General features: G+C 38.5%; 21 protein-coding genes and 2 pseudogenes. 18 read left to right on the top strand and 5 right to left on the bottom strand.

Annotated elements, in window-relative coordinates; translation table 11 throughout:
• The first annotated feature begins 353 nt into the window (after nt 1-353).
• The 3 genes from ACFX4X_RS09990 to ACFX4X_RS09980 all read left to right on the top strand — a co-directional run bounded on the left by ACFX4X_RS09990 (nt 354) and on the right by ACFX4X_RS09980 (nt 2,909).
• The gene (locus ACFX4X_RS09990; RefSeq protein ID WP_284471048.1) at nt 354-1,274 is read left to right on the top strand and encodes a patatin-like phospholipase family protein; all 921 of its coding nucleotides are present in this window, start codon (nt 354-356) and stop codon (nt 1,272-1,274) included.
• An 871-nt stretch (nt 1,275-2,145) separates the two neighbouring features.
• The gene (locus tag ACFX4X_RS09985; protein ID WP_377383157.1) at nt 2,146-2,529 is read left to right on the top strand and encodes a hypothetical protein; all 384 of its coding nucleotides are present in this window, start codon (nt 2,146-2,148) and stop codon (nt 2,527-2,529) included.
• Nucleotides 2,530-2,552: 23 nt separating this feature from the next.
• Nucleotides 2,553-2,909 (top strand): hypothetical protein, encoded by a 357-nt coding sequence (locus tag ACFX4X_RS09980; RefSeq protein WP_284471046.1) that lies wholly within the window; start codon nt 2,553-2,555, stop codon nt 2,907-2,909.
• Between the two features lie 178 nt (nt 2,910-3,087).
• Here the strand turns inward: ACFX4X_RS09980 and ACFX4X_RS09975 are convergent, their stop codons facing one another.
• The 3 genes from ACFX4X_RS09975 to ACFX4X_RS09965 all read right to left on the bottom strand — a co-directional run bounded on the left by ACFX4X_RS09975 (nt 3,088) and on the right by ACFX4X_RS09965 (nt 3,820).
• Nucleotides 3,088-3,351 carry a DnaA N-terminal domain-containing protein gene (locus ACFX4X_RS09975; RefSeq protein ID WP_284471045.1) on the bottom strand — a complete coding sequence of 88 codons (264 nt, stop codon included), beginning with the start codon at nt 3,349-3,351 and terminating at the stop codon, nt 3,088-3,090.
• Complete coding sequence (locus ACFX4X_RS09970; protein WP_377383155.1) at nt 3,338-3,496, bottom strand: hypothetical protein; 159 nt, start codon at nt 3,494-3,496, stop codon at nt 3,338-3,340. Before ACFX4X_RS09970 ends, ACFX4X_RS09975 begins: the two co-directional genes overlap by 14 nt.
• 156 nt (nt 3,497-3,652) lie before the next feature.
• Nucleotides 3,653-3,820 carry a Spo0E family sporulation regulatory protein-aspartic acid phosphatase gene (locus tag ACFX4X_RS09965; RefSeq protein ID WP_377383180.1) on the bottom strand — a complete coding sequence of 56 codons (168 nt, stop codon included), beginning with the start codon at nt 3,818-3,820 and terminating at the stop codon, nt 3,653-3,655.
• Nucleotides 3,821-4,379: 559 nt separating this feature from the next.
• On the opposite strand from ACFX4X_RS09965, the gene ACFX4X_RS09960 reads away from it, so the two are divergent.
• The 12 genes from ACFX4X_RS09960 (at nt 4,380) to ACFX4X_RS09905 (ending at nt 18,413) form a co-directional block, all read left to right on the top strand.
• Nucleotides 4,380-6,122, top strand: coding sequence for an alkaline phosphatase D family protein (locus tag ACFX4X_RS09960; protein WP_089363294.1), 1,743 nt, complete (start codon nt 4,380-4,382; stop codon nt 6,120-6,122).
• 58 nt (nt 6,123-6,180) lie between these two features.
• The gene (locus ACFX4X_RS09955) at nt 6,181-6,393 is read left to right on the top strand and encodes a twin-arginine translocase TatA/TatE family subunit (protein ID WP_061462820.1); all 213 of its coding nucleotides are present in this window, start codon (nt 6,181-6,183) and stop codon (nt 6,391-6,393) included.
• 161 nt (nt 6,394-6,554) lie between these two features.
• Nucleotides 6,555-7,256, top strand: a complete 702-nt coding sequence (gene tatC, locus ACFX4X_RS09950) for a twin-arginine translocase subunit TatC (protein WP_375166304.1) — start codon at nt 6,555-6,557, stop codon at nt 7,254-7,256.
• A gap of 780 nt (nt 7,257-8,036) precedes the next feature.
• Nucleotides 8,037-8,657, top strand: coding sequence for a YitT family protein (locus ACFX4X_RS09945; protein ID WP_377383152.1), 621 nt, complete (start codon nt 8,037-8,039; stop codon nt 8,655-8,657).
• Between the two features lie 378 nt (nt 8,658-9,035).
• On the top strand, nt 9,036-10,448 hold the full coding sequence (locus ACFX4X_RS09940; RefSeq protein ID WP_284471040.1) for an amino acid permease: 1,413 nt from the start codon (nt 9,036-9,038) through the stop codon (nt 10,446-10,448).
• A gap of 177 nt (nt 10,449-10,625) precedes the next feature.
• A complete protein-coding gene (locus ACFX4X_RS09935) occupies nt 10,626-11,081 on the top strand; it encodes a hypothetical protein (protein ID WP_377383150.1) in 456 nt (151 codons plus the stop codon).
• A 105-nt stretch (nt 11,082-11,186) separates the two neighbouring features.
• Nucleotides 11,187-12,017 carry a phosphonoacetaldehyde hydrolase gene (gene phnX, locus ACFX4X_RS09930; RefSeq protein WP_377383149.1) on the top strand — a complete coding sequence of 277 codons (831 nt, stop codon included), beginning with the start codon at nt 11,187-11,189 and terminating at the stop codon, nt 12,015-12,017.
• A gap of 175 nt (nt 12,018-12,192) precedes the next feature.
• Complete coding sequence (gene xsc, locus ACFX4X_RS09925) at nt 12,193-13,956, top strand: sulfoacetaldehyde acetyltransferase (protein ID WP_377383147.1); 1,764 nt, start codon at nt 12,193-12,195, stop codon at nt 13,954-13,956.
• A 144-nt stretch (nt 13,957-14,100) separates the two neighbouring features.
• The gene (locus ACFX4X_RS09920) at nt 14,101-15,453 is read left to right on the top strand and encodes an aminotransferase (RefSeq protein ID WP_377383178.1); all 1,353 of its coding nucleotides are present in this window, start codon (nt 14,101-14,103) and stop codon (nt 15,451-15,453) included.
• 151 nt (nt 15,454-15,604) lie between these two features.
• Nucleotides 15,605-16,354 carry a PIG-L deacetylase family protein gene (locus ACFX4X_RS09915; protein WP_377383146.1) on the top strand — a complete coding sequence of 250 codons (750 nt, stop codon included), beginning with the start codon at nt 15,605-15,607 and terminating at the stop codon, nt 16,352-16,354.
• Between the two features lie 64 nt (nt 16,355-16,418).
• The gene (locus tag ACFX4X_RS09910; protein ID WP_377383176.1) at nt 16,419-17,456 is read left to right on the top strand and encodes a YeiH family protein; all 1,038 of its coding nucleotides are present in this window, start codon (nt 16,419-16,421) and stop codon (nt 17,454-17,456) included.
• Nucleotides 17,457-17,705: 249 nt separating this feature from the next.
• On the top strand, nt 17,706-18,413 hold the full coding sequence (locus ACFX4X_RS09905) for a GntR family transcriptional regulator (protein WP_089363302.1): 708 nt from the start codon (nt 17,706-17,708) through the stop codon (nt 18,411-18,413).
• Between the two features lie 192 nt (nt 18,414-18,605).
• Here ACFX4X_RS09905 and ACFX4X_RS09900 read toward each other — a convergent pair.
• A pseudogene (locus ACFX4X_RS09900) lies at nt 18,606-19,042 on the bottom strand (divergent PAP2 family protein).
• A 26-nt stretch (nt 19,043-19,068) separates the two neighbouring features.
• On the opposite strand from ACFX4X_RS09900, the pseudogene ACFX4X_RS09895 reads away from it, so the two are divergent.
• Nucleotides 19,069-19,182 (top strand): annotated as a pseudogene (locus ACFX4X_RS09895) (IS3 family transposase); the annotation flags it as partial.
• A gap of 55 nt (nt 19,183-19,237) precedes the next feature.
• On the opposite strand, the gene ACFX4X_RS09890 reads toward ACFX4X_RS09895, so the two are convergent.
• Entirely contained in the window at nt 19,238-19,375 is a 138-nt protein-coding gene (locus tag ACFX4X_RS09890) for a hypothetical protein (protein WP_167555979.1), read from the bottom strand.
• 288 nt (nt 19,376-19,663) lie between these two features.
• Here ACFX4X_RS09890 and ACFX4X_RS09885 point away from each other — a divergent pair, with 288 nt between their 5' ends.
• Entirely contained in the window at nt 19,664-20,035 is a 372-nt protein-coding gene (locus tag ACFX4X_RS09885) for a hypothetical protein (protein ID WP_089363320.1), read from the top strand.
• Nucleotides 20,036-20,064: 29 nt separating this feature from the next.
• Nucleotides 20,065-21,336, top strand: coding sequence for an erythromycin esterase family protein (locus tag ACFX4X_RS09880; RefSeq protein WP_377383143.1), 1,272 nt, complete (start codon nt 20,065-20,067; stop codon nt 21,334-21,336).
• Nucleotides 21,337-21,425 lie beyond the last annotated feature (89 nt).

The following is a 21,425-nucleotide window of genomic DNA, read 5'->3' as shown; positions in this document are numbered from 1 at the left end:
GGAGATATGCACCCAATTTGTCAATCAGGGATGAACTGCATAAACAGAGATTAGAAGTATCATTAACCATGCGAACGACTTGAAAATCTGGAAGTTCAAAGAACGTGAATATACAGAAGTTGTGTTACAGATTGAAAAACACAATCTTTTAAACTCATGAGTGTCTTGATACTGTTTCCGAATTAATTTGTTAGAGAAAATAGAACCGTCATTGATTCCAATCATGGATGGCAATCGGGCTAGTTTATCCTAAAACTGGCTTGGGCTGATTTTCAGGATTCAAGAGTGTGAAAATTTCTTTCTATTAGAAATTATCGTTAATAATAATAACTCTTATCGAGAGGTGGGAAAAAATGAAAGCAGATGCCGTTTTTGAAGGTGGGGGGGTCAGGGGAATTGCTTTTATTGGAGCGATTCAAGCAATGGAAGAGGAAAAAGTAGAATGGGAAAGACTTGCTGGGACATCAGCAGGAGCAGTAATAGCTGCTCTTTTGGCTAGTGGCTATAAAAGCCATGAAATTAAAGAACGGTATAGTGAAATCAATTACTCAAAGCTTCGAGGCAGGACAATTCTGAATCGAATTCCCATTTGTGGATTATTTTTGGAACTTATGGTTCATCTCGGGATTTACAAAAACGATTATTTGGAAACATGGGTGGATTCTCTTCTTTCAGAAAAAGGGATTAAGACATTCGCGGATCTTCCAGATGGAAAGTTGAAGATAATTGCTTCGGATGTTTCGAATGGCCAGATGCTTATTTTGCCAGATGATTTGGATCGCTATGGGATGACTCCTGCTGATTTAAAAGTTTCAACTGCCGTAATGATGAGTGCCTCCTTACCATTTTTCTTCCGTCCGGTTATTTGGAAATCAAAAGACCGGAAAAAATCCTACATTTTAGATGGTGGTTTACTTAGTAACTTCCCAATATGGATATTTGATACAGACAATCCTCGCTTTCCAACGTTTGGATTCCATTTTGTGAAAGATGAAGTTAACATAGATGCGGTTATACCAACGCCAATCCACCTTTTCAAAAATATATTTAAAACGATGCTTCAAGCCCATGATTTACGTTATATGAACGAAGAAACGATTGAACGCACGATTCAAATTCCTACTGGCGGCATCAACGCAACGGATTTTGAACTGAATGAGGATGAAATCGACTTTCTCTATAAATCAGGCTATACTTCTGCAAAAGAATTTTTGTCGAAGTGGGATTTTGAACAATATAAGGTCAAACGCATGCAAAGAGTAAAAAATAAGTAGGAGAAACGATATGCTATCGTTTCAAAAGTGTGAAAGAGATGGACAAGGAGCTGTTACGACGGCTCTTTTTCTTATTGAATGAACGAACCAATCGTTTAATTCAAAAGCAATAAGTGGAATTACACTCATAAAAAATTAATATAATATATTATTTTGATATTGGTTAACAAATATTATAAAAGCATTTAAATGTATGAGGAAATGAGACTTTTAAAAATTATTAGATGACATAATAAATAGTATCTTTTACGACGTCTATGTGAACCAGTCAAAGAATTGACCGAACATAAAAAACTACTTCTTTCGAAAAAAATCTTGACTGAGACATATTTCAAGTCTTGAATGAAGTCATAAAATCCCACAGCTTCTAAAAGAGGTAACGATAATTTGGATAATGATTCTTCAGACCCTTTTTTATATATATTTTTATAAAAATAAAATAAATCTAGTTATATTTTCATACTAATGTTAATATAAAGTGGTAGATAATACCTAACCATGGAAAGGAGAGGATTTTATAAACAGATATAGAAATCGGAATTGTTACCGCCTCAGCCTTCAGCCTTAAACCTTTGTCCTTCAGCCTCTACTTAGATCACTCCATAAACAGCATCTTCTATGAGAGAATTTATTTCTTAAATGTAGGAAAAATGTTAAGAAAAAATCTACTAGAAGGGGAATAGAAGATTATGAAAAATATATTGGCCTTTTCATTATCGTTGATGCTCCTTCATTTGCAAGTATAGAAGTTAGCAACGAGACATCGACACAACAAGAAGTAAACGAACATGCCTATTCTTTTAATGAACTAGAAATAATAAGTAATACAATTTTAACGGAGCAAGAGATTGAAAATCTATATAATGAAGTTATGAGTATTAATACACTTAACTCTGGTGGTATAACTGCATATGGACCTATTTCAGGTGGATCAACAATAACTGAAATAGCTCCTATTTATAGAACCTACAAAAATACCGGTGTAAATGAAGCCAAAAATCTAATTTTTGCATATATGATGAAAAAGATTCCTAAAAAACTGACAGATAGTGTATTCGCTAATTGGCTTTTTGTAAAGTTAAATAGCTGGTCCAAAATTAGTCCAACTTACGTGGGTTCTTGGGTATCAAGTTCATATAGCACTGCAGAAAAGAAAAGAAATTATCATGCGACAGTGGTTCATTATGGCAAAAGTAATTACACATCACCTAAATCAGTTCAATATTTCCAATGTAATTACTGGTTTAGGAGATAAAAATCGAGGAAATGGGGAATAAGATGAATTTGAAAATGTTATTGAGAATAGGTATCTTTTTATTATTTTCTTTTCTAATGATTTTTGATTATTTCCCTCATCTCGTTCTCAAAGACATTCCTAAAACTGCACTGACAATTGGAATGATCTCATTAGCGGTTGTCTATATTGTCATTAATCGAAAGACTGAAAAAGATTGTGAAAATGCATTAATTGAAGAAGCAGTATTTATTTTTTATATGTTAGTGCTAATAGGATTATTAACGGTAATGGGCGGAAAATCTACTGTAGGAATTTCTTTGAATAATCCTATGTTATGGTTTGTTTTATTATTGACAATCGTTGATATGACCGTAAGATATAGGAAAATGAATGCTTAGAAAACGCTAAACTTATGAAATTGGGGAAATTCCGGACGAAAAAACAGCCAGTTGACTGCCTATTTACTTCATATTATCTCAGACTAAAGCTTTAGGCACATAACATGTACTTTATTATTTTCTTATAACGAACGAAGGAGCCTTTATAGCTTCTTCGTTTGGTTGGTTACGAGTTCCCTTATTTCATAATAAATCGAATCGTATAATCTTTTCCATTGATACTCTTCAGCAAGAATTTAATTAATTCTGCGTACCTTTCCTCAAGCCAATCTCGAGCGAATACATTAGGTGCAACTAATGTCATTTGGTCACTTTCAATAGAAGAAAAGTACACATCTTTCATCCAAGCCTCATAGCTCGGTTTAGAGATCTTTTTCTGCATTTGTAATTTAACAAGGGAGAATATATCTTTATCGTCCAACAATTCATTATGTATTGACACATCTTTTAAAGGAAGTACAGCCTCTTGATCCGGGTTTTAAATGATCTATTATTTGAGTGACACGATTTAATTCATGTCTTAGTGAAAGTTTTAGCTTTAGTAACTCCTGCATTAAAAAATCTTTAGATTTATCATTACTATCCATTGTACTTCCCCTTGATGTCTGGTTATCTTTCTATTATAACTTTTTTATGTTCTATTCCCATGGCGAATTCTACACGAAATAAGGTAGAAAACTATACTAGGAAGCAATAGGTAAAAGTCCAAGAAAGATCCATGAAGTATTAGTTCATGGATCTTTTTAGACATATTCTAAATCATTTGGTTCTTTTTCATTTGTAAGTAAATTCAACAGTTCATCTAGTTCCTGGCTTTTATGTAATGTTTTTGGAGCTGTAAATCCATAAATCAATCCGGTGGTTATTAGTTCTTTCCTCAATATCTCAATTTTTTTAAATAATGCTTCCATACTCTCCAATGCAGAATCCTCAAGTGCTTTCTTTTTTTGTTATGAAACTATTATTACATAAATTAGGATGTTTTTAAACCGAAAGTGAGTATTGACTTATAAAATTATTATTGAAGCATTTTTAGTCCGATTTTAGAAAACTATGATGATTTCTAAACCTTCCTTTGAATCAAGGTTTCCTTACTGCGGTGGGATCCAACCAAGTGATGACGATCTTTCTTTTATTCCATTATTTCGCTGGCTTCTTTAGGCTTTTATAGTTTTAAAGGCTTTTATAGTTTTAAAGGTTTATTGTAAAAATAGCCCATAGCAGTTATTTGTAACGATTAAATAAATGATTCATTAAGAAAAATAGGTTGAAAGAATGATGTTGTAGATGAAAGTTTGTAGGTCTATGTAAATGTATGAATGAATCAGATCTGTTTTATTATTTAAAGAGACCCATAAGTCCTGCACGGAAATCCCTAATTGGAAATTTGTTGATTTACACTTATTCATACACCTTTAAAAGGGCCATACTATACTTGAATCAGATTCAAATAATAGGAGGGAAAGATCAATGAATAATGAAAGAGCAATGGATGATTTAATTAAGAATTGGAGCGAATTAGGTAAGAATATGGACCGCCGAAACTTTATCCAGGGAGCAAGTAAACTTGCCGGACTTTCATTAGGTCTTGCCCTTGCTCAATCAATGGGCGGGATTGAAGTAAATGCTGCCCCGAAATTCAGTGATTTTCCATTTACTCTAGGTGTAGCTTCCGGTGATCCGCTCTCGGATAGTGTTGTTTTATGGACAAGGCTGGCACCTGATCCGTTAAATGGAGGAGGTATGCCACAAGAAGCCATATCCGTTAAATGGGAAGTGGCAAAGGATGAAAATTTCAGACAGATTGTACAACAAGGCAAGGAAATAGCCAGGCCTGAACTTGGCCATTCCGTTCATGTGGAAGTAAGCGGGTTAAAACCGGATATGGTCTATTTTTATCGTTTTAAAAGTGGAGGGGAAGTAAGTCAGACTGGGAAAACGAAAACACTTCCGCCAATCGGTTCAAGTGTTTCAAGCCTGTCATTCGCTTTTGTTTCATGCCAGCAATTTGAGCATGGTTATTATACGGCCTATAAACATTTGGCAAAAGAAGATTTGGATCTTGTCTTTCACCTTGGCGATTACATATATGAGTACGGGCCAAATGAATATGTTGCTTCTACAGGTAATGTCCGTGTACATAACAGTCCGGAAATCATTACTCTTGAGGATTATCGAAATAGATACGCACAATACCGCTCTGATACTCATTTAAAAGCGGCACACGCTGCTTTCCCATGGGTCGTGACTTGGGATGATCATGAAGTTGAAAACAATTATGCAAATGTCATTCCGGAAAAAGGACAATCGGTTGAAGCATTCATCAAGAGAAGGGCAGCCGCTTATCAGGCTTATTATGAGCATATGCCCCTTCGTAAATCTTCCTTGCCAAAGGGAGCGGATATGCGGTTATACCGAAATTTCACTTATGGCGACCTGGCCTCTTTCTTCGTATTGGATTCACGCCAATACAGGGATGATCAGGCAAACGGCGATGTCAGTTCACCGCAAACGCCTGAGTCACTTGATCCAAATCGTACATTACTAGGTCGAGAGCAGGAACAGTGGCTAACTGATAATCTTTTGAAATCAAAAACGAAGTGGAATGTGCTCCCACAGCAGATTTTCTTTGCACAACGGAATTATGGAACACCTACCGCTCCCAAATTCAGCATGGATTCTTGGGATGGTTACCCGGCTGCTCGTGATCGTTTGATTGATGTAATTAAAAGTAATAATATAGAAAATTTGGTCGTGTTGACCGGTGATGTACATGCAAGCTGGGCAGCCAATTTAAAGACGGATTTCAATGATCCAAATTCAAGGACTTTCGGTGTGGAGTTTGTCGGCACATCCATCACATCCGGTGGAAACGGAGCAGATAAGCGTGCGGATACGGATAAAATACTAAGCCAGAATCCACATATCAAGTTCTTTAATGATTACCGTGGGTATGTCCGATGCAAAGTAACACCAGAACAATGGAAGGCGGATTACCGTGTAGTTCCTTTCGTGACAGATCCAGGAGCGGATATATCAACAAGAGCATCCTTTGTGTTTGATAAGGATCAAACTGGACTAAGAAAGGTTGCGTCAGCAACGGTTACGGAAGGTATCCAAAAAACGAAAGAAGTCGAGGAAGATCGGACACGGGCCCATAATCGCGCACATGAAAAACAAAGAATGAACAGGCAGAGGAAAGTCACTAATTGATAGAAAGACAAGGAAATGTGAATGGGAAAATAATTTTACTTGATTGGAGTGAATGAGAATGCTTTCTAATATAGGGATACCTGGCTTGGTCATCGTCCTCGTGATTGCACTGATTATTTTTGGACCGTCCAAGCTGCCGGAAATCGGCCGTGCATTTGGTCGAACTTTATCCGAATTCAAAAGTGCAACCAAAGGATTGGTGAATGATTCAGATAAAGAGGATGAAAACGAGAATAAAGCTGCGTTAAAAGCCGTTAAAAAAGAGGGATGAATTTAATGGGATAGAGCGGGCGGAAAGACTCGCCTGCTTCTTTTCATGAGAAGAGTTCGAGGGATATTGGATTTAGCAATTATAATACTTATATATGGCTTGTAAATTGTCAAAAAGGAGGAGTGAAAGTGGAGAGCAAGGATTTACACGTTATTGAGCATATGGAGGAACTCCGAAGCAGAATCATTAAAACACTGATAGGTTTTCTCGTTTTTTTTATAGTGAGTTTCATATTCGTACAGGATATTTATGAACTGCTTATTAAGGATTTAGATGGGAAGCTTGCCGTGCTCGGCCCAAGTGACATCCTGTGGGTATATATGATAATTGCTGCGGTTTGCGCAATAGCTGCAACGATTCCGCTAGCTGCCTATCAGTTATGGCGCTTTGTGGCTCCTGCATTGAAACCGGAAGAGAGAAGAGTTACATTCCGGTTCATTCCTGGGCTGTTCATCTTATTCATCACAGGTATCTCATTTGGATATTTTGTTTTGTTTCCAATAGTGCTTGGTTTCCTCACTTCCCTATCAGCCGGGCAATTCGAGATGATGTTCACAGCTGAAAAATATTTTCGGTTCATGATTAATTTGATCTTACCATTTGGGATTTTATTCGAAATGCCGCTTGTGGTCATGTTCCTAACCAGATTGGGAATCATCAATCCAACAGTGTTGAAAAAGTCTCGTAAGATTTCTTATTTCGTCCTGGTCATCATCTCTATCCTGATTACGCCTCCTGATATGATTTCGGACATTTTGGTTATCGTCCCTTTGCTTGTGCTTTATGAAGTGAGTGTGCAGCTGTCCAATATGGTTTATCGAAAAAGGCTTATGAAAGATGAGTCAGCATTACCTGTAACATGAAAGGGTTAGCTGCTATTGAAAAAAACATTTCTTGGGAAATAGTCAATGGAACACTAAAAAGTTGAGGGACATAATTTCCTTAACTTTTTTATTGCGGAATAATATTTGCTGGATCACTTTCTAATCCGTTTTTTGTCAGGTTCACCCATTTCATTTAACAGCTGTGGGAATCAGAACTAAGTCAATGGAGGCAATCATTATAATGAGTGAAGGTTAATACGACTCTTTACAATGTAAAGTCCTTCGTGAAAAGTGTCTGACCTTTCAGGTAAAACCGGTATATACATTTCCTATAACTTGTAATATAACCTGTAAAAAGTACGGGGATTGAAAATTCAAATCATTTTTTTGGAATCATATTCATTTAGGTAAATCAAAGACTTCTGTAAATCGTTTCAAGGAAATCATAAGTTACTAGTTGGACAAAAGGCCTGCAATCCCTAAATGATTATAAGTGGCATGTTTTATTTTATTTATTAGAAGGAGAGGGGGTTATGGTTAGCGAATAATTGTAATCACTTGACATAAACCAGCCTATTTTAATTTCACCCAATCATTTTAAACAAAATACCACTAATACAAGAAACCCAACATGAATAAGGTAAGGGGTCATTCCAAAGGAAGCATTATTAAATCAATGTGATTGTAAAGCTGAATGATTCGAAAAAATTGGATGGAGAAATGAATGTTGATTGCATCGTTCAAGTATAAATATATATCTAGGGGGGAAAGCATTATCAAAATATTGAAAGGGGTGGTGAGAAATTTATGAGGGATTTAATGAAAATTATCGCAGGAAACATTTCCATGACCTTTGCCTATGCTTTTTTTATCGTTCCCAACGAAATTATTAATGGAGGCGTAACTAGCTCGGCATTATTATTGCATGCATTATCAGGTTATAATATTGCCATGCTCGCCAATTTAGTTACAGGATTACTGTTAATCATTTGTTTAGTTTTTCTGGGGAAAGAGTACTTTTTTAAGTCAATTGTAAGTTCCCTTAGCTATATGCTGTTCTTCAATTTCTTTTATTCATTGAATATTGATTTTGATGTGAATATCGTTCTAGTGATTCTTATTTCATCGATTTTGATAGCGATAGGATACTATTTATGTATAACAGCAAATGCCTCCACTGTTGGCTTTGACGTGATCGCCTTAATATTACATCATAAGAATGAAAAAATAGATATTGCAGCGACAATAAGGATTATTAATCTTATTGTACTGATATTGGGCCTTCTTGTTTACGGTTATACATCGATTGTTAAGGGAGTTGCGTTTACATTGTTTTTTTCATTTCTTTTAAAGAAAATGCTGGATAGGAAGCAGAAGGCCTTAAAGATAGGAAGGGATAGTGCGTTCGATGAAGCCTCCAGTGTGAAAGAAATAAAATGAAAAAATTAGAGGTTAGCAGTGATTCTTGAATTAAGGACCACCATTTATTTAAATTTTCATTTTGTTATCTAAATATTCTGATTTTTAAATTGACTTTAAAAAAATCAGAGTGTATTATACACATAGAAAGTGGTACTAACATCATGACGTAGTGATGTTAGATTCGCTTCGAATTTCAAGCCTTAAGGAAGGAGGAATAGTGATATAGAATCTTAAGTTCATAGCGTCATCTCCTGTGCTGTTGGAAAATGCCATGTTTCCAAGTTCCCACTATCTTTGTGAAAGTGTAAAGGACAGGCAGCTGAAAAGCCTTGTTTTTACATTCAAGTAGCGATTATCTTAGTTGATTCCCCAAAATATTGAAAGTTGGTGGAGGGTATGAAACATCAACAGGAAGAACTGAAGCCAGGTCTGAAACAAAGACATTTAACGATGATATCTTTGAGTGGTGTCATAGGCGCTGGTTTATTCGTAGGAAGCGGTATCATTATTGGTCAAACGGGCCCCGGGGCGATTTTATCATATGTTTTGGCAGGCTTGATCGTTGTATTAGTCATGAGGATGCTTGGGGAAATGGCCACAGTGAATCCAAATACTGGATCTTTTGCCGTTTATGCAAGAGAGGGGATTGGTGAATGGGCCGGTTTTACAACAGGTTGGTTATATTGGTTCTTTTGGGTTATCGTAATCGCTTTGGAAGCAACAGCGGGAGCTGCAATCATACACAGCTGGCTTCCTTCCGTTCCCGTCTGGGTCATAAGTCTATCTTTGATTATCCTATTGAAAATGACGAATATTTTTTCCGTAAAATCGTTTGGTGAGTTCGAATACTGGTTTTCAATCATTAAAATAATCAGTATCATCCTTTTTTTGTTCTTGGGCGTGGCAGTGATATTAGGTTTTATCCCAACGATAAAACCACCTGGCACTTCTAATCTTTTGAATTTTGGCGGTTTTATTCCAAATGGGATAAGTTCTGTGCTTGTTGGTGTCGCAATTGTTTTTCATGCTTTTGTTGGAGTGGAGATTCCCGCGATTGCTGCTGGTGAGACCAGTGATCCGGTAAAGTCAGTTAGAAGTGCATTGAATAGTGTAGTTTGGCGAATCCTGATTTTCTATATTGGGTCCATCGCCATACTAGTGACGCTATTACCCTGGAATTCGGCTTCTTTGCTGAAAAGTCCATTTGTTGCCGTACTTGAAATGATGGGTATCCCTTCTGCTGCCCTGATCATGAATTTAGTGATTCTCATTGCATTGCTTTCCTGTTTGAATTCGGGATTATATACGAGTTCACGGATGTTATTTTCACTTGCACAAAAAGGCGACGCTCCAAAGTTATTTTCCAAAGTGAGCAAAAACGGCGTTCCTATATTTGCTGTAGTCGGCTCTACCTTATTTGCCTTTATCAGCACCATTTTTAGTTATGTTTCACCTGATAAAATCTTTTTCTTTTTAGTGAATTCCTCGGGTGGAGTCGGAATTCTTGTTTATCTGGCCATTGCGGTTTCACATCTCCGATTAAGGAAGAGAATGGAGAAAGAGAATCCCGGAGTTTTCAAAATCAAGATGTGGTTATTCCCGTATTTGACTTATGCGACCATAATTTCCATGATTTCCGTGTTAATATTAATGGCATTTATCGATTCGCAGCGTCCACAGTTTATCTTTACCATGCTATTTAGCTTGATCGTTATCTGTTCATTCTTTTTCCTTCGGCGAAAAAAAGCGAAGTATATGGAGAATGAATTAAATATTGTTTCTGGTTCCCCTAATTCTGAAAAGTTATAGCTTTGGCTCTATACCATTGATTTAATTTAAGGTAATGCTTCGTTTACTTCTATGGAATTCCTCAGACAAAATTCTTCAATCACTAATCAGCTAGAATATGATTTCCCATAGAAAAAGAGAGTTGCGTCAACAAGTGCTTGGTGACATCTGTCTTTAAATCATGAAGGAGGGATTATGTTGAATGGTTTCCGTGTAATTACTAGTGGGGTTGTCCTTGGAGCCATATTGCTGTCAGGCTGCAACAATTCAAGCGAACCAGACGAGGCCCAACAAGAAAATAGTCCAGTCATGAATGAAAATCCAGATTCAAATACGGGTGAAACCCAAAATGCAGGGGTTATTAAAAAAGGTGTCGACGATGTGATTCAATCCATTAAAGGATTGGAATCAGAAATAAGTACGGAGGCGGATTCAGTGAAAATTCAAGAAATGGGAAAAGAGATCAGTTCTACTTGGGATTCGATAGAAAAGCAAGTGGAAGATGAATACCCTGATTGGTATGAACGGATTGAGAAAAACCTTTACCCATTAATTGGGGAGTCAGGGAATCCGGATAAGGACCTTGAAAAGATAAAACGACTCTCTGAAGCTACTAAAGAAGATCTACAGTTATTTTTGGAAGAAGTGAAATGAATTCTCTTTATACCCAGGTTATCACCAGTGGGGAATTTATGGGTTTTAACAGGTTTAGCAAGTTCGGTGATTTTGGAGGGGGTAAGCGATAGGAGGGGACATAGTTTGGAAAGTGCAAAAGAATGCAAAGAGGTTCAGGCTGTGATATTTGATTGGGCAGGAACGACGGTGGATTATGGTTGTTTTGCACCGGTCCAAGCATTTGTCGAGATTTTCAGGATAAGGGGGATAGATATTACCATTAAGGAAGCAAGGGAACCTATGGGTTTATTGAAAATGGATCATATAATGGAACTCCTGAAAATGAAACGAATCTCCAATTTATGGATTGCTAAATTCGGGAAAGAACCGGACGAAAGAGATTTAAAATCATTATATATGGACTTTGAGGCTTTGCTTTTTAAGGTTCTCAAGGAAAACTCCAAGCCAATACCAGGCGTAATTGAATTAGTCAGCCGTTTAAGGCAGCAAGGAATAAAAATCGGATCGACAACAGGGTACACTCGTGAAATGATTGATGTTGTTAAACAAGAGGCGGAAAAATGGGGCTATCAACCAGATTCCATCGTTGCATCTACCGAAGTGCCTACAGGAAGGCCTGCCCCTTGGATGTGCTTTAAGACGGCGATGAATCTCCAAGTGTATCCACTCAGTAAAATCGTTAAAGTTGGCGATACGATAAGTGACATCAAAGAAGGCATTTCTGCAGGAATGTGGACTGTTGCCGTATTGAAGGGCGGCAGTGAAATCGGCCTTTCAGAAGCAGAAATCAACGAAATGGGCCCATATGATCTGCAAAAACGGATGAAACATGCAGAAAATCGTTTTTGGAATGCAGGTGCCGATTTCGTAATTGATGATATAGGTGATTTATTGGAGATCATCGATAGGATCAACTACAGATTGACAGAAAAAAAGGATATATTTATTGGTTAAAAAAGATTCAAATACATGAGTTAGTGACTATGATGGTTAGAGGTTTTAAATAAAATCAAAATATTCAATTTATTTATTGACTGTTTCATCCAGTGGTAGTATTATACATCTTATAACTGGTACGGACGTCGCAACGTCATTATCAGAAATAACTAAAATTAAAGGAGAATGTGCTATGGTTGAAACAAAAATGTTAAGAGGAACGAAAGTTAAAATGACACCAAGTGAAGCCATCGTTGAGACATTAGTGGCTGAGGGAGTTAAACATATTTCTGGAATTCTGGGATCGGCTTTCATGGATATGCTTGATTTATTGCCAACTGCAGGCATTCGTTTCATTGGTGTCCGCCATGAACAAAGTGCAGCACATATGGAAGATGCGTATTGTCGTGTATCAGGTGTTGCTGGAGTTGTCATCGGGCAAAACGGACCTGGAATGACGAATATGGTCACCTCTGTTGCAGCGGCCAATCAAGCTCATACTCCAATGGTGGTCATATCACCTTCAGCTGGTACACCAACAGTTGGATGGGATGGTTTTCAAGAATGTGATCAGGTATCCATCTTCAAGGCAATCACGAAAGAAACGGTTAGAGTGACACACCCAGGCCGGGTCGCGGATTGCCTGAGGACAGCATTCCGGATTGCCTATGCCGAAAGGGGACCGGTTTTATTCGATATCCCCCGTGATTACTTCTATGGTGAAGTGGAAGATCAAATACTTCAGCCACATCAATATCGCGTAGATGAAAGGGGCTGCGGATCTTCTGCATCCTTGGATAGAGCAGCTGAAATTTTAGCTGAGGCTGAGTATCCTGTCATCATTTCCGGGAGGGGAACGGTTGATTCAGATGGTATTGAGGAAATTAAGAATATTGCAGAATATTTAACGGCTCCGGTAGCTGTCTCCTATATGCATAATGATGCCTTTCCTGCTGATCATCCATTGTCAGTCGGCCCAATCGGTTACATGGGTTCAAAGGCTGCCATGAATACACTTAAGAAAGCGGACGTCATATTGGCGGTCGGTACAAGATTATCGGTATTTGGAACGTTACCATGCTATGACATTGATTATTTCCCTAAAGATGCGCAAATCATCCAAATAGATATTAACCCAAGGCAAATAGCGAGGACGCACCCTGTGGAAGTCGGGATCATCGGAGACGCCCGTGAAGCGAGTCGTGAAATCTTGAAACGGTTGAAGGCTAGTAAACCTGACCTAAAACAAGAAAAAGGGCGGATTGTCGAAGTAACGAATGAAAAACAAAAATGGGAAGAAGAATTGGTGAAACTTGCGATGATCGATGGAACCCCGATCAATCCGCGTCGTGCCCTATTGGAATTGACTAAAGTGTTGCCCGAAAATGCCATCGTTACTACAGATATCGGTAATGTATCGTCAACTGCAAACGCTTACTTGAAATTCAATCAGAGCCGCAGGCATATCGCTGCGCTTACATTCGGGAATACGGGATTTGCTTACCCATCCGCATTAGGTGCCAAATTAGCTGAGCCGAATACACCTGTTATAGCCATTGTTGGAGATGGCGCATGGGGAATGAGCTTACATGAAGTGAGTACGGCTGTAGAAGAAAACATACCGGTCATAGCATGTGTCTTCAATAATAATGCATGGTGCGCAGAGAAAAAGAACCAGGTCGATTTTTATAATAACCGTTTTGTAGGGGCTGATATCCAAAATCCTGATTTTGCAGAAGTTGCCCGATCTATGGGTGCTGTCGGCATTAGAGTGGAAAAACCTGAGGAATTGGGTTCTGTCATTGAAAAAGCAATAAAATCAAACAAACCGACTGTCATTGATATACAAGTGGATGGAACACAATTAGCTCCTCCATTTAGAAAAGATGCATTAAAAATGCCTACTAGATTATTAGAAAAATATTCTCATTTAGATCATAAAAACTGGGATAAATAATGGTTCGAAAAGAGTGATATGACTTGTGCGATGACCTGAATTTGGGTTATCGTTCCAACACCAATTCACTCTAAAGATCTGTAACAGCATGGGAACTTAACTTAATTGCATTCAATGAAAAATAAGGGGGTTTCAATAGTGAAGATGGAAACTGAAACGAAAGACCTTGTTCAAATGGATAAAGACCATTTATGGCATGCGATGCATCGCTATAATGAGAAGGATGCTCCCATGATGGCTACAGAAGGATCCGGTTCATGGTTCACAGATACTAAAGGTAATAAATATTTAGATGGGGTTTCCGGTTTATGGTGCTTGAATCTGGGTCACGGACGAAAAGAAATCGCGCAGGCAGCCTATGAACAAATGATTAACTTATCTTACTTCCCTTTAACGTTAAGCCATAAGCCGGCAATCGAATTATCTGCAAAAATAAGTGAACATTTAAAGGGCTCCTATACCACTTTTTTTACGAACAGCGGCTCTGAGGCGAATGAGACAGCTTTCAAGATTGCCAGGCAATATCATTCACAAAATGGAAATCCAGGTAAATACAAATTCATCTCTAGGTATAGGGCTTATCATGGTAATACTTTCGGGGCGCTAAGCGCGACCGCACAGGCGAACCGGAGAGTGAAATATGACCCGGCGGTTCCAGGTTTCCTGCATGTGCCACCGCCGTACAGTTATCGAAGCCCATTTGGGGACAACGTTGAGAACACCGATTTGCTAGCAGCCGAATATATCGATCAGGTTATTAATTTTGAAGGGTCCGAAACGGTAGCCGGTGTTATTCTTGAACCATTCATCTCTGGTGGCGGGGTCCTCATTCCTTCGAAAGAATACCTAACAAGAGTTTCAGAAATCTGTAAGAAGCATGATGTTCTCTTAATTGTGGATGAAGTGGTTTCAGGTTTTGGAAGAACCGGAAAAATGTTTGGATTCATGCACTCCGATGGTGTCCAACCTGATATTGTAACGATGGCAAAGGGTTTAACCAGCGGTTATCTTCCACTTGGAGCAACGGCAGTGAATTCTAGGATTTATGAGAAATTCAAAGAGAATGGAAAGTTAAATCATTTCAGGCATGTGTCAACATATGGAGGCCATCCAGCATCTTGCGCAGTTGCTCTAAAGAATATTGAAATCATAGAAAATGAAAAAATCGTTCAACGAGTATCTGAACTCAGTGAATCGACACTCAGTGAACTCTTTGAATTGACAGCCCTGGATAAAGTAGGGGAAGTACGTGGTGTTGGATTTTTATATGGCATTGAATTAGTGGAAGATAAAAAGAAAAAAACACCTGTTTCCGATGAGTTCATGGGTAAAATAATAGGGGCTTGCAAGGAAAAGGGCCTTATCATCGGCCGTAATGGTGATACAGTTCCTGGATATGGAAATGTATTGATCATTGCACCGCCTTTATCTTCGACCGTTGAAGATTTACGCTTTGTCATTGAAACGGTTAAATCTGTTTTATATGAATTATGCTAACCATAAAAGATGATTAGCTTTAGGGTGCTATATTTATAGACGAATTTGAAGATGGGCATGATATGTCTAATCGTTTTGACATCCCATGTCCATTTTTTCATATTGGGTCTCACAGTGTGGGAAAACTGGTGAATCCGAAGTAGGAGGAAATATGCAATCACAACAAAGGTTATTGGTGGTTCTTGCTCATCCCGATGATGAATCATTCCTGTGTGGCGGAACCATTGCCAAAATGTCTGAAAGAGGTGTTCATATAACTTTACTATGTGCGACAAAAGGCGAAATGGGCAGGCGCATGGGAAATCCCATTCTTACTACAAGGGAGGCATTGCCTGAACTAAGGGTAGAGGAGTTAAAAAGAGCTTGTGAAGAATTGGGGATCAGCGACCTGCGATTTTTACACGTAAGGGATAAAACGATTGAATTTGAAAGCTTCGATTTATTGGCGGTGAGAATCGTAAAGGTGATTCGTAAGGTTCAACCGAATGCACTAGTAACATTCCATGAGAAATATGGCGGGCATCCAGACCATTGTGCGATTGGCCGTGCTGCCGAATTTGCTTTTCTAAAATCCCGTGATCCCGATTTTTATCCAGATCCAGTATTTCCACCTTTTAAAGTTCAAAGTCTGTACTTTGTCCTTTGGCATGTGTTTTATGATGAATGGTTAAAGGAAAACGGGCTGAGCAGAATCACAAGAGTGAATATAGCAGGGACTTTACAGAAAAAGATCCGAGCTTTAAGATCTCATCGTTCCCAGACTCTAGCCGTTCCTGAACTGTGGGGAAACCAAAAGCCGAACTTGCCTTTTTTAAAGGAATCCGAGTATTTTATCAAAGGGAATTCACCTAATAATATAGAAGAGACCGATCTTTTTCAAACGATTGAAAGTAGGGGATGATCCTAATGATTCAGGTTATCTGGGAAGGGGGAAGGAATGTATGGAATTAGAAAAATATGAGCCAATGGAAGAAACGTGTCAGGAACAGCAAAATTCGAATTCACCGCTTCAAAATAAGGTGCTTTTATGGATGGGCGGTATCGCTTTTACCTTTTTTATAGCACTTTTAGGCTTGGGGCTGTCCAAGATTACAGGATTCAATCGAATCGGTCCTCTTGCGTGTTCGATCATCATTGCCGTGATTTATCGTCAAATCGCTGGTTATCCAGAAAAATTCCGGACGGGAATTGAATTTTCCGCTAAAAAACTTTTGCGTTTTGCCATTATTTTATACGGATTGAAGTTAAATATTGATGTGATTTTCAATCAGGGTTTGCCATTGTTGATACGTGACATAGGGACAGTAACATTTGCCATAGTCGTGATGGTCCTGATTGCAAAGTGGTTTAAGGCAGATGCCTCCATTTCCCTTCTTCTTGCTGTTGGAACTGGGATATGCGGTGCAGCGGCTATTGCGGCAATATCTCCAATCGTGAAAGCAAAGGAAGAAGATACAGCCATAGGCGTCGGGATAATCGCTTTAACGGGAACGCTTTTCTCCATTGTTTATACCCTTTTACGTCCAATCCTACCGATGTCCGCTTTGGATTATGGTATATGGTCTGGAATCAGTCTTCATGAAATCGCCCATGTTGCATTGGCAGGAGCTCCGGCTGGTGAAGATGCGCTAGCGATTGCACTCCTCGCAAAATTGGGCCGTGTCTTTTTACTTATCCCTTTATGCTTCATTTTTATGTATTGGATGAAAAAACGTACATCCGGGAAAATGGGCCATGATGCCAAAATTGATTTTCCCTGGTTCCTCGTTGGTTTTATAATCATGAGTCTAATTGGAAGTTATGTGTTTGGAACTTATATTACTGTGTCTCCAATCGTAATGGATGGTATATCCAATACGACTACATTCATATTAACAATGGCCATGATCGGTCTTGGACTGAATGTAAGCCTGCAGGCACTGCGCACAAAAGCCATGCGTCCTCTTTTAGCCATGACCATTACCTCTTTGCTGCTTTCCATAATCTCGTACTTTATTGTTTAATCTTCCACTTGTGGTGACGGGTGCATATAGGATACCCTGAATACGAGTACTAATCGGGGCTTATTTATTCATTCATAGAAAACGGTTTTTGAATGTGAGTTGTATTGGAAAAGAAACAATGGATAATCCGTCAAATCCCAATATAAGGAAAAGCGAGTGTTGGCATGTTTGAAAATTATAACTATTTGGTTTACAATATAAGAACTGATACGAACATTACGATGTCTTTTTCTGTTTGGAGGAAATTTTATGGAGTTAGACTTTAAAAATCCAATCCCATTACACGCTCAATTAAAAACCATATTGGAAAATCAGATTTTAGAAGGTTATTATAAAGACAAAATCCCGAGTGAAAGGGAACTAATGGATATGTATTCAGTCAGCAGAAGCACTGTACGGGAAGCCGTATCCATCCTGGTTCGTGAGGGGATATTGGAAAAAAGGCATGGGAAGGGAACGTTCGTTTCCCTTAAACCCGTACAGGAATGGCTTAAAATGATAAGTTTCACTGAAACTACTAAAGGCATGGGGATTGAATTACTGGATCATGGCCGTGTAATGACGCCTGAAAATATAGCTGATGCAAATGGTTTTGAAGATGAATCTTACCATATTAAAAGGCTGCGTCTACAGGGGGATGTCCCCATAGCCATTGAATTGCATTATTATTCTTTGGACCTAGGAAAAGAATTGACGAAATTCGATTTAAGTACCACCGTATTATATGACGCACTCGAAGGAGATCTGAACATTAACTTTTGTGAAGCGGAGCAAATTATAACCTGCGGCTTTCCAACAAAAGAAGATGCTGAACATTTGGGGATAAAAGAAACGATGTGTTTGCTGATTACAGAACGGATGATTTTTGATTCTGATGGTAACTTAGTAGAATATTATAAAGGATTATTCAGATCGGATATGTACTCTTTCGCTATGAAAATGTCCCGGAAGAACTGATTTTGGGGACATGAAATGACCTAAGCCTTTCTAATAAGCAGAGAGGCCTAGGTCATTTTCGGCTCTAAATTCATTGAGATAAATTATTCGGTTTTGAACTGTTAAAAACCCATTATCTTAAGTTATTGTTCGTCTATTTTAATAGCATAGGAACGTATTAATATAAGCGTTATGAAATTTTTATACATTACTTCAAGTTTTAGAATATGAAGGCTTATCCACCGTTTTCAGCCGTTTGATTTTTGAGGGCTTGCCATCCTCCAATTTACCCGACATAAACCCAAGTACAACTCCAAGCAGTTCATCAGCTCCCACTTCCACAGGCTAATGTCCGAGCAGTTCATTTAGTTCTTTCTCACGCTCCACAAACTCAAAACTCGGAAACTCTCCAGAAAACTTCGCAGATTATCTTCAAGATCATTCACAAGCTTAGCACCTGTATGGCGCCGAATCCCCTGAGCATCATTCATCACAATCACGGCAAACACTGTCGCAGGAGATGTCTCCGTATGCAACCAGCCTTTATTCGCTCCCACATAGGATTAGTGCGAACTTGGCATGCCACCTGTTGTGAAGGCCTGCTTCAAATCCCACTTTCCGGTCAGATTTAATATGCATAAAATTTTCAGCCCTTCCGAATGCCGATCACCGACAGCATTTTAAACAAGAACTAGAAGATTATATCCACTTCAATCACCGACGAACCAAAGCGAAATTAAAAGGCATGAGCCCAGTAGATTACCGGGTTCATGCCCTCAAGGCTGTCTAATTAAATAAAGTGTCTAACTTTTTGGGTTCACTTCAATATGACCGGTTTGTTTCATTTAAATTCCACTATCTCTTTTTGAACTTTGATCTTTATTTCTTTTATTTCCTTTACTGTTGTCCCCACTAACAGGAGCTTGTCCGTGTAATTGCGGTGAATTTTGATTTCGGCTGCCTTTATTAAATTTTTTTGTCATGTCTCACATCTCCTTTCTTATTTCAAATATAGTTTGTCCCCTTTTGGGCAGTGATATTAAGTGATATTCTGACCGACCCATTCTCACCTAAAATTAATGAAGAATCTGAACAATAATAAGTATATGGCAAATAATTTGGTTCTCCTGAAATTTATGCCAGTCTAGGCGGTTCAGGCGTGCTTTTTTCCGGGGAAAGTCATTTTTTCATAATAATATTTATAGGATTGGTCCCTTAAGGAAAATCTATAACTGATGATTATTAACAAGGGTGTTAAGGGTGGCTATGGAATGAATAAGATCAAGGATATAAACCCGGAAGATTTAAAAAAGATACAGAATGTAACCGAGCGAATGTCTTTCACAAAAAACTTCAGGTCTGCTACTGCTGAAGAATGGTTTGTTTTTATTCCCGGCTTTAAGGATCCAGTTACTGGAGGCGCTGCTGGAAAGGTTATAGTTCACTACAATCTATATGGAAACAAAGATATGTTCATTAACACGACTGTCATTCTGGATGACTATGCTCTATTTGAGGAAGAAAATTTTCAGCTGGTTTACTCCATTTGTGATGAACTTGTAAATCGTCTAGTAGGATACGCTGATACACTACTGTCAGTACACGCAGGTTCAAATTCTTATAATGCTGAGTACAAACGATAATGGTTGTGAGAAGAATAGGAGGAAAAACAGTGCATCATAATCTGGTTCAGTCAATAATCGAACATTCAGTCCCGCTTACAAGTGAAGCTGATTGGGATAAGCTCGTTCAACAAGTTAAAAATTCAAAATTTGTTTTGCTGGGTGAGGCATCACATGGAACATCCGAGTTTTACACGGCCCGAGTTGAAATAACAAAAAAACTGATTAAAGAAAAAGGGTTCACCTTTGTAGCCGTTGAAGGCGATTGGCCCGCATGCCAGGCAATTAATAGATATGTTAAAGGTTATGACCTAGAAACTAAATCCGCACAGGATGTTCTTAAGAGTTTTGACCGCTGGCCGACCTGGATGTGGGCAAACGAGGAAATAATCGACTTGATCGAATGGATGAAACAATACAATGAGTCTGGACAAAATCAAAAGAAAATTGGATTTTATGGAATCGATATCTATAGTCTTTGGGAATCCATGGATGAAGTCATCCATTACTTAAAGCAAATTGATTCACCTGACCTCGATGCTGCCAGACAGGCGTTCACATGTTTTGAGCCATTCAATCGGAATAACGAAGAGTACGCAGTTTCGGCAGGCATTTATTCGGAAGACTGTATAGAGGAGGTAGCCGAATTACTGACAACTATTCAGCGAAAAAAAGAAAAATACCCCCATCACGAAGAATTGAATTTGAATCTTCAAGTGAATGCACTGGTGGCGTATAATGCAGAAAATTATTACAGGACAATGGTAGTTCATGACGATAGATCATGGAATATTCGAGATATGCATATGGTGGATGCACTTAATGAAATTATGGATTTTTACGGTTCTGAAGGCAAGGCGATTGTGTGGGAACATAATACCCATGTTGGCGATGCCAGTGCTACTGATATGAGAGATTCCGGGATGATTAATGTCGGCCAGGTCATTCGTGAGCAAAACCCAACTGAAGATGTATTTATCACAGGTTTCGGAACCTACAGGGGAACTGTAATTGCAGCAGACGAGTGGGGCATGGATTTTGAAATAAAAACAGTACCTCCGGCAATGAAGGGAAGTTGGGAGGAGGCTATGCACCTTTCGGGGGCGTATGATAAGTTGCTCATTTTCAATGATGAAAATCGGCAGCTATTCCTAGATAGGATTGGGCATCGGGCGATTGGGGTTGTATACAGACCGGAATATGAACAATATGGAAACTATGTACCTTCTGTATTGTCAAATAGATATGATGCTTTTGTTTACATTGATGAGACTCAAGCGCTTCACCCGCTTGTTCATGAAAAAGCACCCGTTGTGTTATAAAGGGCTTGAAGTTATTACGGTTCCTTAGCTTGAACCGGAAATACGCGGATTTACAACGTTAAGGAAATCCAAATATAAATAAGCCTATT

Origin of the sequence: Peribacillus sp. YIM B13481 (genome assembly GCF_042787985.1) — a bacterium.
Lineage (GTDB): Bacteria > Bacillota > Bacilli > Bacillales > DSM-1321 > Peribacillus > Peribacillus simplex_A.
Note: the sequence above shows the minus strand (reverse complement) of the source record. Positions and strands in the feature narration are given on the sequence as shown.

Coding starts and splice junctions, on each gene's coding strand:
- ACFX4X_RS09910 (WP_377383176.1), top strand. CDS start 16,419: ATGGAAGAAACGTGTCAGGAACAGCAAAATTCGAATTCACCGCTTCAA.
- ACFX4X_RS09905 (WP_089363302.1), top strand. CDS start 17,706: ATGGAGTTAGACTTTAAAAATCCAATCCCATTACACGCTCAATTAAAA.
- ACFX4X_RS09960 (WP_089363294.1), top strand. CDS start 4,380: ATGAATAATGAAAGAGCAATGGATGATTTAATTAAGAATTGGAGCGAA.
- ACFX4X_RS09990 (WP_284471048.1), top strand. CDS start 354: ATGAAAGCAGATGCCGTTTTTGAAGGTGGGGGGGTCAGGGGAATTGCT.
- ACFX4X_RS09980 (WP_284471046.1), top strand. CDS start 2,553: ATGAATTTGAAAATGTTATTGAGAATAGGTATCTTTTTATTATTTTCT.
- ACFX4X_RS09945 (WP_377383152.1), top strand. CDS start 8,037: ATGAAAATTATCGCAGGAAACATTTCCATGACCTTTGCCTATGCTTTT.
- ACFX4X_RS09970 (WP_377383155.1), bottom strand. CDS start 3,496: ATGGATAGTAATGATAAATCTAAAGATTTTTTAATGCAGGAGTTACTA.
- ACFX4X_RS09885 (WP_089363320.1), top strand. CDS start 19,664: ATGAATAAGATCAAGGATATAAACCCGGAAGATTTAAAAAAGATACAG.
- xsc (WP_377383147.1), top strand. CDS start 12,193: ATGGTTGAAACAAAAATGTTAAGAGGAACGAAAGTTAAAATGACACCA.
- tatC (WP_375166304.1), top strand. CDS start 6,555: ATGGAGGAACTCCGAAGCAGAATCATTAAAACACTGATAGGTTTTCTC.
- ACFX4X_RS09955 (WP_061462820.1), top strand. CDS start 6,181: ATGCTTTCTAATATAGGGATACCTGGCTTGGTCATCGTCCTCGTGATT.
- ACFX4X_RS09965 (WP_377383180.1), bottom strand. CDS start 3,820: ATGGAAGCATTATTTAAAAAAATTGAGATATTGAGGAAAGAACTAATA.
- ACFX4X_RS09890 (WP_167555979.1), bottom strand. CDS start 19,375: ATGACAAAAAAATTTAATAAAGGCAGCCGAAATCAAAATTCACCGCAA.
- ACFX4X_RS09940 (WP_284471040.1), top strand. CDS start 9,036: ATGAAACATCAACAGGAAGAACTGAAGCCAGGTCTGAAACAAAGACAT.
- ACFX4X_RS09985 (WP_377383157.1), top strand. CDS start 2,146: ATGAGTATTAATACACTTAACTCTGGTGGTATAACTGCATATGGACCT.
- ACFX4X_RS09915 (WP_377383146.1), top strand. CDS start 15,605: ATGCAATCACAACAAAGGTTATTGGTGGTTCTTGCTCATCCCGATGAT.
- ACFX4X_RS09920 (WP_377383178.1), top strand. CDS start 14,101: ATGGAAACTGAAACGAAAGACCTTGTTCAAATGGATAAAGACCATTTA.